The sequence below is a fragment of the Gelidibacter sediminis genome (assembly GCF_004364975.1).
Lineage (GTDB): Bacteria > Bacteroidota > Bacteroidia > Flavobacteriales > Flavobacteriaceae > Gelidibacter > Gelidibacter sediminis.
The window spans coordinates 1227937-1245201 of the sequence record NZ_SOBW01000008.1 but is presented as its reverse complement, the minus strand read 5'-3'; the positions used below and the strand labels follow the sequence as shown (position 1 = coordinate 1245201).

Annotated in this window: 14 protein-coding genes; 7 read left to right on the top strand and 7 right to left on the bottom strand. The window is 36.8% G+C overall.

The features are described 5' to 3' along the window. Positions 1 to 11: 11 nt before the first annotated feature. From BXY82_RS12025 to BXY82_RS12000, 6 genes are all read left to right on the top strand, one after another. A complete protein-coding gene (locus tag BXY82_RS12025) occupies positions 12 to 353 on the top strand; it encodes a DUF4870 domain-containing protein (RefSeq protein WP_133758426.1) in 342 nt (113 codons plus the stop codon). Between the two features lie 53 nt (positions 354 to 406). Beyond that, a complete protein-coding gene (locus BXY82_RS12020; protein WP_133758425.1) occupies positions 407 to 2077 on the top strand; it encodes a hypothetical protein in 1671 nt (556 codons plus the stop codon). Between the two features lie 343 nt (positions 2078 to 2420). Continuing rightward, positions 2421 to 2573, top strand: a complete 153-nt coding sequence (locus BXY82_RS15710; RefSeq protein WP_166643295.1) for a T9SS type A sorting domain-containing protein — start codon at positions 2421 to 2423, stop codon at positions 2571 to 2573. A 150-nt stretch (positions 2574 to 2723) separates the two neighbouring features. Next, on the top strand, positions 2724 to 3338 hold the full coding sequence (locus tag BXY82_RS12010; protein WP_133758424.1) for a hypothetical protein: 615 nt from the start codon (positions 2724 to 2726) through the stop codon (positions 3336 to 3338). A gap of 206 nt (positions 3339 to 3544) precedes the next feature. Further along, positions 3545 to 4723 (top strand): ScyD/ScyE family protein, encoded by a 1179-nt coding sequence (locus BXY82_RS12005; RefSeq protein ID WP_133758423.1) that lies wholly within the window; start codon positions 3545 to 3547, stop codon positions 4721 to 4723. 269 nt (positions 4724 to 4992) lie between these two features. Beyond that, the gene (locus tag BXY82_RS12000) at positions 4993 to 5955 is read left to right on the top strand and encodes a hypothetical protein (RefSeq protein ID WP_133758422.1); all 963 of its coding nucleotides are present in this window, start codon (positions 4993 to 4995) and stop codon (positions 5953 to 5955) included. Here the strand turns inward: BXY82_RS12000 and ribB are convergent. From ribB to pheT, 7 genes are all read right to left on the bottom strand, one after another. After that, entirely contained in the window at positions 5952 to 7100 is a 1149-nt protein-coding gene (gene ribB / locus BXY82_RS11995; RefSeq protein ID WP_133758421.1) for a 3,4-dihydroxy-2-butanone-4-phosphate synthase, read from the bottom strand. The two genes, BXY82_RS12000 and ribB, sit on opposite strands and share 4 nt — an antisense overlap. 30 nt (positions 7101 to 7130) lie before the next feature. Continuing rightward, a complete protein-coding gene (locus tag BXY82_RS11990) occupies positions 7131 to 9107 on the bottom strand; it encodes an LptF/LptG family permease (protein ID WP_449404157.1) in 1977 nt (658 codons plus the stop codon). 70 nt (positions 9108 to 9177) lie between these two features. Then, positions 9178 to 9819: a LolA family protein gene (locus BXY82_RS11985; RefSeq protein WP_133758419.1), complete on the bottom strand. Its 642-nt coding sequence runs from the start codon at positions 9817 to 9819 to the stop codon at positions 9178 to 9180. 49 nt (positions 9820 to 9868) lie between these two features. After that, the gene (locus BXY82_RS11980; protein WP_133758418.1) at positions 9869 to 12280 is read right to left on the bottom strand and encodes a DNA translocase FtsK; all 2412 of its coding nucleotides are present in this window, start codon (positions 12278 to 12280) and stop codon (positions 9869 to 9871) included. Between the two features lie 126 nt (positions 12281 to 12406). Beyond that, on the bottom strand, positions 12407 to 12778 hold the full coding sequence (locus tag BXY82_RS11975; RefSeq protein ID WP_133758417.1) for a diacylglycerol kinase family protein: 372 nt from the start codon (positions 12776 to 12778) through the stop codon (positions 12407 to 12409). 9 nt (positions 12779 to 12787) lie between these two features. Then, positions 12788 to 13288, bottom strand: a complete 501-nt coding sequence (gene tpx / locus BXY82_RS11970; RefSeq protein WP_133758416.1) for a thiol peroxidase — start codon at positions 13286 to 13288, stop codon at positions 12788 to 12790. A 131-nt stretch (positions 13289 to 13419) separates the two neighbouring features. After that, complete coding sequence (gene pheT, locus BXY82_RS11965; protein WP_133758415.1) at positions 13420 to 15846, bottom strand: phenylalanine--tRNA ligase subunit beta; 2427 nt, start codon at positions 15844 to 15846, stop codon at positions 13420 to 13422. A gap of 198 nt (positions 15847 to 16044) precedes the next feature. Between pheT and BXY82_RS11960 the strand changes: the two genes are divergently transcribed. Next, positions 16045 to 17256, top strand: coding sequence for a TlpA disulfide reductase family protein (locus BXY82_RS11960; protein WP_133758414.1), 1212 nt, complete (start codon positions 16045 to 16047; stop codon positions 17254 to 17256). Positions 17257 to 17265: the final 9 nt, after the last annotated feature.

Here is a 17265-nt window from a genome sequence, read left to right as displayed (position 1 = left end):
AATGTGAATTTATGGAAACAACACACTCAAACACCAACGCATTAGAAGGTAAAACAATAGCATTAATAGCCTATTTAACCATTTTAGGTTTAATAATCGCCTTTATAATGAATGCTGAAAAGAAAAATGCCTTTGCAAAATTTCATATTATTCAATCCTTTGGTCTGGCCCTAACAGGATTGGCCCTGGGGTTGCTTAATTACATACCATATTTGGGTTGGTTGATCAATCTCATAGGTGTCTGTATATTACTATATATGTGGATTATGGGATTAATGAACGCTATTAATGAGAAAACAAAACCAGTGCCCTTAATGGGTGAATTCTATATAAAATGGTTCAATAACATTTAAAGAAAATTATTATGAGAACACGATATATTTTATGCACAATGCTTTGTTTATGTATGAGTTTAACCGCTGAAGCCCAAATATTTAAAAAGCTAAAGAAAAAAGCAGAACAGGCTGTAGAGCGCACAATTCTGAGAAAAACCGATGAGGTTGTCACAGAAAAAACTGAAAAAACCATAGATGATGTCACCTCTAAAAAGGATAAATCTAACACGACATCTAATAAACCATCAGAAACTGAAAACCAATCTGAAATTACCACCGGCAATGCGTCACTAGGTTTGCATACAGCAGCTAAAAAAGACTTCTTTAAGGAAGATGTCGTCATACTCCTTCATGAAAATGGAAATTTAAACCAAATCCAATTTTTTGATGCTGATCAGATTGCTGTTAGGATAAAACAAGACGACCAACCAAAAGGGGGATATATAGATAGTGAAGGTTTTATATATGGTTATAATGAAAAAGAAAATGCTTTCAATAAATCGTCATTGATGGCTTCAGCAGGACAGGGTATGATGGGGCCAACCATGATTGTAGAAGGCTATAAATTACCACCAGAACCTTTTATGGCGCAGCTTCAAAAACAACAAGACCAAGGTCTAACACCCAATCCTTTTAATGGAATTGTAGAATTTGCTTTTATCTATAAACCGGAACAATTTAGGTATGAAGATTTTAAAGAGATCAAGCAAACCAATAGGGGGAAAACCTATACCAAGTTCGAGTTTTTAAACGAACCTGGCTATGAAGGAAGCTATGTGCTATTTGACGATCAAAACCGTCTCGTTGAGATTTATACGAACAAGTCTGCAGTAAATCAGCCCTCTGATGGCTTTCAAATGGACATGATGCCCCCTGGCGAGAGTTTATTGGTGTATGATTATAAACCAGTAGAAGTGCAATTGCCACCTGCCAGAGAGGTGCGTTCACGAGGACAGGATATGATGGGAGCCCTCATGGGATCTTTTAATAAAGAAAAAAATAGAGATGCAGCATCTGATGAAGATTATGATACTAGTGATTCCAAGGGCATGATAAAATCTGCAAAAAATTCGATGCGCAACAATAAAGTGACTGTAGATATGCTTCCTGATTCTTATGATTTTGACTGGGAGTATAAAACACTTATGGTCATGGATTCAAAGAAAAAAAACAATATAGAAATGACCATTTTGATTAAAGAAAATGCGCCTTATACCGCTACCCAAATGGTTGACCCACAGATTAAGGATATGGGCACAATGACGATGCTCTTTGACAATGAGTTGAATACCATGGTAATGTTTATGAAGCTTCAGGGTAATCAAAATGTACTACAGATCTATGCAATTCCTGAAGTTAAAGTCGATAATTCGGAAATAGATTATGAAGTGAAAGAGTTGCCTGGTAAATATATTTTAAACTATAACTGTAAAGGGTTACAGTTGATTCATGAAAAGTATATTGTAAATGTATACCACACCACAGAGGCAAAATTGGCCTTGCCCAACTTTTTCAACTTCGGTGCTAATAAAAATATGAAACTCCCTGATTTAGATCCGAGATTGGCCAAGCAATTTACAAACAGCTTGGTTATGGAGATGGAATATATAGATAAAAAGAAAGCTAAAAATAATTTCAGGATTTCCGCAGTATCACTTAAACAGACGCCAAATACCATTAACAAAAAAGATTATAAAGCCATGAGTTTTTTATCAGGGGCTCAAATGTTTAAGAAGGATTGAATTATAAATGGAGAGACAATCAATTGTACTTGGCTAATAAAGGTAACAAGGTCACTGTAGTGCCTGGTCAATATACTATTGTAAAAGAATTATTAAACAATCTCAATAGTCTATAAATTGGACCAATAGATGTATCTGGTCTTAAAGATGGTGTTTATGTTATTGTACATGCGGTTGTATATGAAGGCTCATCTTTAACCTCTACTAAGTTAGTCTCTACAGATGCTGTAATTAAAGTGAAGTGTAACCTGAATTCCAGAAATTATAAGGCTTCAGGTGTGATGAATCATCCTAATCCAATTTCAAGAATTGTCAATATTTCTTCCGTCAAGATATAGATAGATTGGAGTTATTTGACATTCAAGGAAGATTAATATTTTCATCGCGAGATATGAATTACATAGATGTAAGCAAGTACCTGGATGGTGTTAACTTTATCAAAATTACCACTGCGGAAGGACAAATCTCGAAAAGAATTTTAGTTAAGAGATTTTGAAGCATAGAAAGTCCCAAGCATGTATACTTATATGAAATGAAATACTTGTTTCTGTAAGTGCAGGTCAAAATAATATATAAAATGCAACACAATCATCAGGAGTAAGTATGGCAGCAGGGAGCTGTAGTACAAAATTTAATAAATATTCAAATGAACTATCCATTCCAATCCATAGTAGCCCTTTTATGTGGCGTCTTCTGTCTGTTTTCTTGTGGAAAAGAGAAAAGCAGAGGTATTATTGAAGATGTGCAAATCATCAATGAGTCTGTTAAAGTCGTAAAAAACTCAAAAAATGCAGAAGACTTCCGTGACCATTTAAAAGTAACAGAACCCGCTACGGAAGCGCAATTTCAACATTGGTTACCAGTACAATTGGGCGAACTAAAACGGATTGAATTTACCGAAAGCCAAATCCCACAAAAGGATATTGCATCTGCCGGTGCCGTTTATAAAAATAACACGGATAAGAAATTAATTGTGAGCATTGTTGACGGTGCTAGTAAGGATGGTTTGTTGGCCATTCAATCGCATTACATGGCGCAGACTCTTCAAATAAACAATGAAAAGCCTTCACAATATCAAAAAACATATGAAAAAAATGGATTGAAAGTTCTAGAGACATATGTGAAGCAAGACAACTTTTATCGCGTCTCGTTTTTATATGCTATGCGGTTTGGAATCACCCTGGAAAGTTATGGATTATCTTATGATGCCGTATGGCAATCCATTGCTATGCTAGATTTAAAACAATTAGAGCATTTATAAATATGATTACAATGAAAAGAATGAGAAGGATGCAAGGAGCTCTCCTGAATTCCCCAGGCGGCTGATTTTTAATTATATATAGGTTTGATTATAAAATTCAAATTGGCAAGACAGTTCTAGGGCTTCGGAAAACTTATAGATTAAAAACTTTACATATGAAACATAAGCATAATGCAATTATTAATCATTAAATATATTAGTACATCATGAAAACACAATTAAAGTTTAAGGTTGCCCCAATTTATTTAGTATTTCTTTCGCTCATCGTATCCTGTGAAACAGACCCGCTTGAAACGGATGTCTCGACAACCGAGGCTCAATTACAAAATAAAACGCAGCAATTAAATCATAATGCGTATCAATTTAATGGAACGGTATACGATATTTCAGCGGCTCCCGATGGTAGTATTATGGTGGCTGTTAATGGCGTTAACGAAAAAACCATTGAAGTCATAAAACATGGCAGTGTAAAAACAATGACATCCGTAAATAGTGCTACTGACATTCAAGGTATAGCTGCAGTTTCTAGTGGTAATGCCTTTGTGGTAAGCGCCGGCTCAGATCTTGCTAAAAATGGCGAATTGTATAAAGCGTCCTATGGCAATGTGCGCATGGTTGCAGATCTTGCTGCTTTTGAACGTGATCATGACCCAGATGCTTTTAAAGGTATCCAATGGAAAAATCAACAATGCGAAGCCATAGATGGTTTTAGTGCTGGTCCGCAAAACAACCCTTATAAGGTAATGGCTTCATTAGGACAAACGGTTTATGTTGCAGATGCTGCCGGAAATACGGTTCTAAAAACTTCAGAAACTGGAGAAATAGACTATTTGGCTATTCTAACTCCTCCAATAGATAACAATGGAGATTATCTTGTAAGATGGAACGCTGGGAGGGATAAAGAAATTGATTGCTATGCACAACCAGTTCCAACATCAATTGCTGAAGATGCTGATGGCCATATTTATATTGGGGAACTTACGGGCGCATTGGGCCCTCAAGATGGCGTGTTTCCAATTGGACGATCACGTGTATGGAAAATAAGAGCTGGAGCTACAAATGTTGTTCTTGATCAGAGAAATGTAACTGACGATTATGAACTGTTAATAGATGGACTAACTTCTGTGATTGATGTAGAAATTGGGCCTGATGGAATGCTTTACGTTGTAGAACTTGATGCAAATAGTTGGTTTTCACTCTTGGGCATCCCTGGTTTATCTCCAATAGGCGGTAAAATAAGTCGCTATCATCTAGATGGCACTTTTGATACAGCAGTTACTGGGTTGAGTTTGCCAGGAGCAATCACATTTGATAAAGATGGAAATTTATGGGTATTGGAAAATTTAAGTTCGGTTAGGATGTTGCATTTTGATAATGCCGATTGATCTTTTGTCAAATTATGACGTAAAATAGATAACCTATTAAAAGCAATATAAAACCCCTAATGGATGGATATAATTACTTGGGGTTTTATAATGCTTTAACATTTCATATATGCTCTACAGAAAACGTATTTACAATTTGAATTAAAATAGTAGAAATTCAAAATGTATCTGTTTATTACAATCCTTCACGTTATTGGATTTTAATATAGTGATAGAGCAGTAGCCATCCTTAATCTTCTTATTAATTTTATATATAGAAATCAGAAATTATGAAAATTCATAAAATTAAAATTTACGCTTTAATATTATCATACTGTATGTTCAACTGTAAAAATGAAAAAAGAACTGAAGCCATGAACGAGAATTCATTTCCGGTTGAACAGGTAGTTAAAGAACCATCAAATGTTATAGACATCATAACACGGAGTATGGAGTTTCAGTCTGTGGATACTATTCCTTCCGGATGGAATACTTTCAAGTACCAAAACCTTTCTAATGAAACCCATTTCTTTTTATTGGACAAGTATCCAGAAGGAATCACTATTGACAATACCATTAAGGATCTCGCGCCCGTGTTTGAAGAAGGGATGGACTTAATAAACGCCGGAAAAGATGCAGAAGGATTTGCTGCTTTTTCTAGTTTGCCAACATGGTATTCCGATATTATTTTCTCCGGTGGGTCGGGCTTAATAGCACCCCAGCATACGGCCATTACCACATTAAAGCTGGATCCGGGGTATTATATCATGGAGTGTTATGTAAAAATGCCAAACGGAAAATTTCACACCCTTATGGGCATGGCCAAACCAATTATTGTTACGGAGGAACTAAGTGGAAATCAACCACCAGAACCCACGGTTAATATTGTGCTATCTGGCGTTGACGGCATATCTTATGACAAGGAGATCAGCAAAGGGAAGCAGATTTTTTCAGTATATGTTAAAGATCAAAAGAAACATGAAAATTTTATATGGCACGATCTAAATTTGGTACAACTAAAACCAGGTGCTAAAGAAGAGGCGTTGGAAGCTTGGATGGATTGGTCTAATGCCAAAGGGTTAATTACCCCAGTGCCTAAAGGTATTACGTTTTTAGGTGGGGTTAATGACATGGCTGCTGGTAAGACTGGATATTTTTATGCCGATTTAAAACCTGGCACGTATGCCTTTATCTCAGAGGTCCCCAATACAAGAAGTAAAGGGTTGTTTAAGGTGTTTGAAGTTGTGGACTAGTAATCGACATGGTCTACAATCTCCAATCCATACCCAATGATCCCCACACGTTTGGTGTGCTCGCTATTAGACATTAAAAGGAGTTTGTGTATGTTCAGATCATGAAGAATCTGTGCCCCAATTCCAAAATCTTTGTTGTCCATGGCAATGCTCGGTGCTTTGATCACATCTTTATGATTCTGCTCCCGCTTTAATGTCTTTAGACGGTTCAACAAGTCGGTAGATTGGTGTTGCTGGTTGATAAAAAGAATGGCGCCTTTGCCTTCTTCATTAACCAATTTAAACATGTTGTCCAGTTTTTTATCAGCATTGTTAGTTAGGGTTCCTAGAATATCATTATTTACAAGCGTAGAGTTGACTCTTGTTAAGACCGGCTCATTTGTTTTCCAGGCACCTTTGGTTAAGGCAATGTGTACTTGGCTATTTGTAGTTTGTTGGTAGGCTCTTAATCTGAATTTACCAAAACGGGTAACAATTTCAAAGTCCTCCTTTTTTTCAATTAAGGAATCGTGTTGCATTCGGTAGGCTACAAGATCTTCAATAGAAACAATTTTGAGGTCAAACTTTTCAGCAACTTTCATTAACTGAGGCAAGCGTGCCATAGTACCATCCTCATTCATGATTTCCACTATTACACCCGCCGGTTTCAAACCTGCTAAACGTGCAAAATCAATAGCAGCTTCTGTATGACCTGTACGTCTTAATACTCCGCCTTGTTTGGCTACTAATGGAAAAATATGGCCTGGACGCCCCAATTCGTGAGGCTTGGTATCTGGCGCAATCAGTGCTTTAACGGTTTGGGCTCTATCACTGGCCGATATTCCAGTAGTCACGCCATTCCCGCGCAAATCTACAGAAACCGTAAATGCCGTCTCCATTGGGTCAGTGTTGTTATGAACCATTGGGTGTAAATCCAATTCTTTACAACGCTTTTCAGTTAATGGCGTACAAATCAATCCGCGACCATGAGTGGCCATAAAATTAATCATCTCAGGCGTTACCATTTCTGCGGCAGCTACAAAATCTCCTTCATTTTCTCTATCGGCATCATCTACAACAATAATAACTTTTCCATTTTTAATATCCTCAATGGCTTCTTCAATGGTGTGTAATTGTATAGCAGATGTATATGTACTTGTGGTCATGTTTTTTGAAATTATATGCAAAGATATAGCTTATTTTACATTTAGGATAGCGCTACGGTCTAAGTCTTCCTTGATTTTATTTTTAAGTAAAAAGTGTGAAACCCCATAAAATGGCAATCCAATTAACATTAAGAATGGATTGAGCGGTTTAACATTCACTTTTAAATGTTTATAAAACACCTTGGATTTTAAAAATGTGATAACATAGTAGAACAGATAAACGAGAAGTGAAATGAATCCTAAATCTCTTGCTGATGCTGCGGTTTCGGGTAATCCATTATTTTTAAAAATAAAATGCAACCCAATCAACAGTAACCCTACCGCATAAAAAATAACAGCAAATTTTGAATAGGCAATACTATCCGTAGCTTCTTTTCTTAATTGCAGATAAGCGTCCTCAATAACTACACCTTGATGTCGTAGATCTTCTATGCTTTGGTTGCGTTTCAACAATTGATTGAGGGCGAAAGGTTTCACGCTCTCATCAAAATCTAGCGCATCGTGATTTTTGATAACCTGTATGAGCTTTTCGGTATTATAGCCATCTAAGAAACTATACTGCACTAACTCTCCATCTACTATCACCGAATTTTTAGGGCGTAGGTTAAGGAAGCTTTTTATTGGATTAAGATAGCTGTCAAAATCAAACAGCCCTTTATCATTTGTGGCTCGTGTAGTCAGGTATACACCCAAGGGCAACATGATCAGGGTAGAAAGCCAAGTTGCCAAAATCGGATTTAAAGTACCGTCCTCAGCACTGTTTTTTGCAAATATTCCAATAAAGTGATAGGTCAAAAACAGAAGAATGGCAATAACCAATGGCAAACCGATACCGCCTTTTCGTATGAGAGCTCCTAAGGGCGCACCTACAAAGAATAGGATGAAGCACGCAAAACCCAACACGTATTTTTCGTGCAAGGCAATAAGATGTTTGTTTAGGTTTTTCTCAGAAACTTGAAGAAATTGTTGCTTGGTCTCAATAATTTGGGTGGTGCTGTTAACTGTATTTAACGCTAAGTTAGTGAGTTGAAGTTTTGTTTTAAGATCATACAAATCTGTAATATTGCCTTTAAAGGCATCAACAGACGAGATACTATCTTCTACAGGTGTAGAATTTTCTGGGATGATGTTTCTTTCCGAGATTAAATTGGAGTTAATAGTGCCAACAGAGGTCCTTCCATAAAGGGTCTCCGCAAAATTTTTATATTCAACTGATTTGTTATTGTAAAGACTGTCTATAGTATAGTTAAGCCCCGCAACATCTAGCATATTGTATCTGCTGGTATAGCTTTTATCGTCCAAATCTACATCGTTTAAAGCCTCAAGATCCACATTCATGGTATAGGTTTCGAAATAACTTTTGGCATGTGGTTTATTCTCAATTTCTTTCGGCTTTTTACTAAAAATTTCTTCGTAGTAATTCCCATTAAATAAAACCAACTGCAGAATATTGGAGGTAGGGCTGCTTTTAAGTTCGCCAGATTCAGCAATAATCACCGTATAATTACCAGGACGAGTAACCTTGCTTTGGTGCATAATCACATTGGATAGAAACTGTCCGCGATCGCCAGATTTTTTATCAACTTTAATATTAAAATTACCCAGTTCATTAAATTGGCCTTCAGCAATAGCCATTTGAGGCTTTACCTTAGCAATATTCTTTCTTAGATTATAAGCGTTATATTCTGCCCATGGAATCACATTATTTGCAAATAGAAACGTGGTTACAGAAAGTAGTACTATAAAGATACTTAAGCCTCTCATAGCACGTTGCAACGAAATACCAGTGGATTTCATGGCAGCGAACTCGTAATTTTCTGCAAAACTGCCAAATACCATTATGGAGACTAATAGGATGGTTAATGGAAGTATTAAAGGAATAAGGGTAGGTGTAATATAAAGTAAGAACTTAAAGATGACATCAACATCCAAATCTTTGCCTGCCAATTCTGAGATGTAAAGCCAAACAGCCTGTAAAACAAAAATGAGCATGAGTATAACAAACACGCTCAAAAATGTTTTTAAGTAGGTCTTAAGTATATACCTATCCAGTATTTTCATAAAGTGTACGCCTTAACTAGTCCAGCTTATTGATATAATAGCCCTTGTACTTATTGGCGTCAAAAGTAAATAAGGTTTTTGAGATAGGCTCATTAGTTTTGAAACTATTTACGGTTAAAGTGGTTTGAGTCCCATTTTTACCCACCTCAATAAGGTTGTAAATGTGTTTTGTTTGTGCATCAATCCCCAATAATACCTGCTTAATCTCAGAATTACTATCAATTGGAGTCAATTTAACATATTGAATTTTACGACCGTTTACATTTTGAACAATGTCCATAGCGTAATTGTAACCTTCTTTATAAAATGATAACATCTTACTTGGTGTAATGGTGTTTTCATCTTCAGTATTATTTTTAGATATGGTCACCTCTTCATCTTCAGGATTTATGGTGTAAAGTGTTTTGCCATCAAAAATACGGGTAACACCAAGAATATTCAATAAATATTTATCACCTTCAATAACTACGTCACCACGGGTTTCCTGATTAATGTTTTCAGAAGTATTTTTAAGTACATATTTAAAATCGATACCAATATTTTGATATCCTTTAACCTTAGCATTTACTTCATTAAGCAAGACTTTCGCTTTTGCTGCGTCTTGAGCATAGGTTGAAAATGATACTAAGGCAATTGCTAATACAAATAGTTTTTTCATTATTCTGTTTTTTTAATCTTTCTTAAAAGTTATTTCAGTTATGCCCGTATTATGGAATTTCATTGGCTAATAATTGATCTAGGGCCACTAAATCAGGCACTAAAACTTGTCGTGCCTTACTACCTTCAAACTGACCAACAATGCCGGCAGCTTCCAATTGGTCAATCAATCGACCCGCTCTATTATAGCCTAATTTCAATTTACGTTGCAATAAAGAAGCAGATCCTTGTTGCGCTGTTACAATAACTTCAGCCGCTTCCCTAAACAGTTTATCTCTGTCGGATATGTCTACATCAAGACTTGTGCCATTCTCTTCGCCAACATACTCTGGCAGGAGGTATGCATCCGGATAAGCCTTTTGATTACCTATATATTCAGTAATCAATTCTACTTCTGGGGTGTCAACAAAGGCACACTGAATTCTGGTTAGCTCATTTCCTTGGGTAAACAACATATCACCACGACCAATTAATTGGTCAGCACCTGAATTGTCCAAAATAGTTCTTGAATCAATTTTTGAAGTCACCCTAAAGGCTAGACGTGCCGGGAAATTGGCTTTAATGATTCCAGTAATTACGTTTACTGAAGGACGTTGGGTGGCAATGATTAAGTGGATGCCAATAGCACGCGCTAATTGTGCCAAACGGGCAATAGGCGTTTCAACTTCCTTGCCTGCGGTCATAATCAAATCAGCAAACTCATCAACCACCAATACAATATATGGTAGAAATTGATGGCCTTCTTCTGGGTTGAGTTTACGCGCCTTAAACTTATCATTGTATTCTTTGATGTTTCGGCACATAGCGTTTTTCAGCATTTCGTACCTATTGTCCATCTCTATGCACAATGAGTTTAATGTATTGATCACTTTAGTATTGTCTGTAATAATGGCATCTTCACTGTCAGGTAACTTCGCTAAATAGTGACGCTCAATTTTATTGAAAAGTGTTAATTCTACTTTTTTAGGATCGACCAGTACAAATTTTACTTCTGCAGGATGTTTTTTATACAGTAAGGAGGTTAAGACCGCGTTTAAACCTACTGATTTACCTTGTCCTGTGGCGCCTGCCATCAATAAATGGGGCATTTTGGCTAAATCGACAACAAACGTTTCATTACTGATGGTTTTTCCAAATGCAATGGGCAATTCCATATCAGATTTTTGAAATTTTTGCGACGCAATTACGGAACGCATTGACACAATAGTCGAGTTTTTATTAGGGACTTCAATACCGATGGTCCCTTTTCCTGGGATTGGTGCTATAATACGAATCCCGAGTGCTGCCAATGATAGGGCAATATCATCTTCTAAATTTTTAATTTTTGAAATCCGAACTCCAGCATTGGGAACAATTTCATACAGCGTCACCGTAGGGCCGATGGTTGCCTTTATACTGCTAATGCCAATGTTATAATTATTAAGGGTTTCAACAATACGGTTCTTTTTTTCTTCAAGCTCGTCCTGATCTATCGTGATGCCTTCAGAATCATATTTTTTAAGCAAGTCTAGTGGCGGAAATTGGTATTTGCTTAATTCCAAGGTCGGATCAAATTGTCCAAAGTCGGCAACAAGTCTATCAGATAGATTATCGCTTTCAGAAGCTTCCTCTGCAACATGCTCTACTTGCATAGCCACCTCTTCTATCTCAGCCGGCTCTTTTCTAACTTTTGGAACGTAAATATCCAAATCAGGAACTGTTACCGGAGCTTCAGCTTTTGTCTGAACAGGCGTAGTAGGTGGTTTTGGTGTTGCAGGCTTTAAATCGAATGCGGTTTTGATGTCTTCAGCCTCCGCCGATAAATCATTGTCGAATGGTACGTAAGTATCTGAAGTCCTGGTATCTGATTTAAAATCTTCCTTCATTTCCTTTTTGGCCGATTTAAAAAACGCAACAATAGACTCTCCAGTCAGCTTAAACTTAATTGCTGCATATATTATTAATCCAAAGAAGAGAAGGAGTGCGGTACCAATTATGCCAATATAATCTTGAAGAAAGGTATTCATTTCGAAGCCTATGGTACCGCCAAGTGCATCATATTTATGGGCAAAAAAACCAAAGAAAATAGAGAACCAAATAGCCACTAACGTTCCCCAAATCCAATGGCTTCTGAGTTTTGACTTATTGATGTCTAAGGTCACGTAAATACCTGAAAGAAATACCAATCCTGCAAAGATAAAAGAGGCCACACCAAAACCTTTCATGATAAAAAAGTCACTTACCCATGCGCCAAGTTTGTTCAGCCAGTTTTCTGCTACAACCTCTCTAGTGCCAATTTCTGTAAGGGTGCTTTGATCTGCTTCTCCAGTAAAGAAGAATGATAGAAAAGCAATGGAAAGCAAAATCCCAAGAATCATTAACAAGCTACCAAAAATGAGTTTCTGCTGGCTTGTAAGTTTGAATTTTGGTTTTTTGGTCTTTGTGGTAGCGCTGCTTTTAGTCTTAGTTTTCTTCTTCGCCATAGTGTCTTTCCGTGACTACGGAAATCTATTAATTCTTAATGATAGTACTTAATATTGTTAGGATCATTTGTTAGCCTAAGGAAACAAAAATACAAATTACTAACGTTAATCCTAACGGATTTAGTATTAAAAAAGCTTGGGCAAATAAATGATTGCAGCCACTATTATTGCTGCAATTGAGGCAATAAAAACAGCGCCCGCAGCCACATCTTTAATGCGGCCGATACTGTTGTGAAATTCTGGATGGATAAAGTCTGCAATATATTCAATGGAAGTGTTGATGCCTTCAATACTCATCACCAAACCAATCATGGTGACTTGAAATAGCCATTCGGTTTTACTAATATCAAAATAAAAGCCAGCAATTGTGACTACAGTAGCTATAAAAAATTGTATTTGAATACTGGCTTCAGTCCGCAGTAAAAGCCACGCTCCTTTAAATGCCCAACCGACACTTTTGATACGATTGAGCAAAAAGGATTCTTTTTTAGCGGACATAGAAAAAAATTAAGAAAGGGAATTTAAAGCCGCTTCGTAATTAGGTTCTTCAGTGATTTCAGAAACTTGTTCAGTGTAAATAACTTCTGCATCTTTATTTAAAACCACTACACATCTCGAGTGTAAACCTTCTAAGGGGCCATCAACAAAAGTTAGGCCATACGATTTTCCAAAATTACCATCTCTAAAGTCTGATAGGCTTTCAACGTTCTCTAAACCTTCTGCGGCACAAAAACGTGACAGGGCAAACGGTAAATCTTTAGAAATACATAACACTTTAGTATTGTCGAGCTGGCTAGCCTTTTCATTAAAAGTTCTTACAGATTGTGCACATGTGCCCGTATCAACACTTGGAAATATATTAAGAACTACAGTACTTCCTAAATAATCATTTAATGATTTTGAAGATAAATCAGTTGCTACTAATTTAAAGTTTGGTGCATCAACGCCTGTTTTTGGAAGTTCTCCAGAGGTAGTTACGGGGTTGCCTTTAAGTGTTACAGTTGCCATAGTTAAATGTATTTAAGTTAAAAGGTTAAAATTAAGAATTATTTGAAGGTTTCATGTCAATTATAACATAAATTTTAACAGATTAGCGGTGGGCGCCAACCCGCCGCAATCTGTAGTCTTCCAAATAAAATCTATCTTAGTTCGGCACCCAGTTTTTCTTTAAAATTAGATTGGAGTTTACTCATAATTTTATCCACCTGTTTATCTGTCAACGTACTGTGTTCGTCTTGAAATTTAAAACTCACGGCATAACTTTTTTTGCCTTCTGGCAAATTTTTTCCTTGATAAACGTCAAATAAATCCACTTCTTTAAGCAAACGTTTTTCTGTCTGGTTGGCCATAGTGTCAATCTCTTCAAATGTTACAGCATTATCCAATAAAAGTGCAAAATCACGACGTATGGATGGGTATTTCGCAAGCTCTTTAAAGTTGACATTGTTATGCTTTGCTATTTCTATCACATTATCCCAATTGAAGTCTGCGAACAACACCTCTTGAGAAATATCAAAATGTTTGATAATCTTTTTATTCACCACTCCAAATTCTACTATGGTCTTTTTCCCGGACATGAAGTTTATCCCTTCACTAAACGCATCATTTTGAATAGGGCCAACTTTAATCTTAGTTAGGCCTAAACGTTCTAAAATAGCCGTGATAATTCCTTTCATATAAAAGAAGTCAGTTGGTTGTTCAGCAGAATTCCAACGTTCAGCCTGCTTCTTGCCAGTCAAAAATAAGGTCAGATGTTTGTTTTCTATGCGCTTGTCAGTGTAACTATGGTAGGATTTTCCAAATTCAAATAATTTAAGGTCTGAGCGTCTTCTATTGATGTTTCTACTTATCGCTTCCAGACCAGAAAAGAGCAAACTTTGACGCATCACACTCAAATCATTGCTTAATGGATTCAGCATTTCCACATTATGGTCCTCACTCAAGCTATCCGTTAATTTTACATACTCGGGTGTGGTTAATGAATTTGATAAAATTTCATAAAACCCTAGTGCTGCCAATTGGTTGCCTACGATGTTTTGAAGTTTAAAATCTTCAAAACGTGAGGTGTTGGAGATGGAGGCGTTAAGTTTGTCTGTAGTATTGATGTTGTTATAACCGTATACGCGTAAGATTTCCTCAATAATGTCTGCTTCACGTATCACATCGTTGCGATAGGCAGGTACGGTAAGACCTAATCCTGTTTCCGTAACATTGTTAATTTTAATGTCCAATGACATCAAAATGCTTTTAATAACATCCTTAGGAATTTCTTCCCCAATTAATTTTTGAGCATTCTCAAAACTCAAACGTACTTGAAAGTCTTCTATTTTTTTAGGATAGAGGTCTACCAGATTACTGGTTACAATACCTCCTGCAACCTCTTGTATCAATAAAGCTGTGCGTTTCAATGCATATTCGGTGATATTTGGATCTACGCCACGTTCGAATCTAAATGAAGCATCGGTGTTTAAGGCATGTCGTTTTGCTGTTTTTCTAATGCTTACAGGATTAAAATAAGCACTTTCTAAGAAAATGGTAGTTGTATGCTCTGTCACTCCTGAAAATTCACCACCAAATATCCCTGCAATACACATTGGTTTGGTGCTATCGCAAATCATTAAATCCTCTTCATGTAGTTCGCGTTCAATACCGTCTAAGGTTTTAAACTTCGTGCCTTTGGGTAGTGTTTTAACAATTACTTTATGACCTTCAATTTTGTTGGCATCAAAAGCGTGTAATGGCTGGCCTAATTCGTGCAAAACGTAATTGGTGGCATCTATAATATTATTTTTTGGTGTTAGTCCTATAGCCTTCAATCGGTTTTGTAGCCATGCAGGAGACGGTCCAACCTTAACATCAGAAATGGTTAGTCCGCAATAACGCGGTGCCAGCTCCTTATCTTCAACTTCTACATCAATCTTGAGCATATTGTTGTCCACACGAAATGAACTTACCGATGGGGTAATCATTTCCATGTGAATCTCTTTTTGCAACAAACCAGCTTTTAAATCTCTAGCAGTACCAAAATGGCTCATGGCATCTGCTCTATTTGGGGTTAGCCCAATTTCAAATACATGGTCATTCTCCACTTCATAAAGATCAGCCACTAATGAACCTACTTTTACGCTGTCATTCAAAACTAAGATACCTTCATGAGAGGACCCTAAACCTAATTCGTCTTCGGCACATATCATTCCGTGACTTTCCTCACCTCTAATTTTTCCTTTTTTGATGGTCCAAGCTTCGCCTTTATCGGTGTACAACGTTGTGCCGATAGTGGCAACCGGTACTTTCTGTCCGGCAGCTACATTTGGAGCGCCACAAACAATTTGAAGGGGCGCACCCGCGCCAATATCAACGGTTGTTAATTTAAGACGATCTGCATTAGGATGCTGAACGCAAGTTATAACTTCACCTACCACAATGCCTTCCAATCCGCCTTTTACAGATTGAAATTTCTGAATGCCTTCAACTTCAAGGCCCAAATCCGTTAGGAGCTCACCTGTTTCTTCGGGAGTCCAATTAATATTGACAAATTGCTTTAACCAATTATAGGAAATTTTCATATTTTAAACGCTGTGCTTTAGGTAATTATAGTTTATTCTAAATTACGCAACCATAATATTCGCAATAGCTTTGTATTGCGTGTTGCTCAAATTCGGCGTAAAGATAATAATAGTATATAGTTATGGAAATTGTAAATTATTTTATTTTCTATGTTTTTCCTTTAAATTTGGTCCTTTAACAAAAGCCCTAAGTTATATATGAAATATCTTCTAGTAGTATTATGCACGTTTATCATGTTCTCCTGTAATAAAGATTATTCCACAAAAATGAAACAAGGCCATTGGTTGGGTCAGTTGCAGGTTAATGACAGTCATAACATTCCATTTAATTTTGAGGTTACTTCAGATCAGAGTTTAAAAATTACCAATGCGGAAGAAGTTATTCTGGTGGACGATATTACTTATGACAATGATTCTGTTTTTATTAAAATGCCAGTTTTTGATGGATATTTTGCTATTAAGCTTTCTGATGATGTAATGACAGGACGGTTTATTGATAAGACGATGGACAAAGACATTCCTTTTAAGGCTGTCTATAATTCTAAAAATAGGTTTTCAGCCAACAATGCACCAAACACAAACGTTTCAGGCAATTGGGAAGTGGTATTTACGCCAAAGGCAGAAGGAGATAGTTATATGGCCAAAGGAGTTTTTATGCAAAAAGACGAACTAGTTACAGGAACATTTAGAACTAAGACTGGCGATTATAGACATCTGGAAGGCATTGTTGATGGTAACCAATTAAAACTCTCAACATTTGACGGTGCCCATGCCTACTTGTTTTTAGCCTCAGTTAATGGTGATAGTTTAAAGGGCACATTTTACTCTGGCAATACTTGGGAGGCCTCTTTTAAGGCGAAACGAAATGAAAATTTTAATTTGCCTGATGCCAATACACTCACCACGTTCAATGAAGATTACGAGCGCTTGGAGTTTGCTTTTCCCGACGCAAACGGTAATATAGTGTCTTTAGAAGATGAGCGTTTTCAAAATAAGGTTGTGGTGGTACAATTAATGGGGACATGGTGTCCTAATTGCCTTGATGAAAGTACTTTTTTCTCAGAATATTATAAGAATAATGCCGAAAAAGGTGTGGAGTTTGTGGCGTTGGCCTTTGAAAATGCCAAAACAGATTCATTGGCATTTGCAGGCATTAATCGGTTAAAAAATAGGTTGGGCATCACTTATCCAATAGTGTTGGCACAACATGGATCATCAGACAAGTTAGAAGCGCATAAAAAATTGCCTATGCTGAGCGAGGTAATGTCGTACCCCACCACAATATTCCTAGATAAAACAGGAAAAGTCAGAAAGATCCATACGGGATTCAATGGGCCTGCAACGGGAGAAAAATACGTGGCTTTTAAAAACGAGTTTAATGCTTTTGTAAATAAATTGTTGTCAGAATAGTGAACTGCT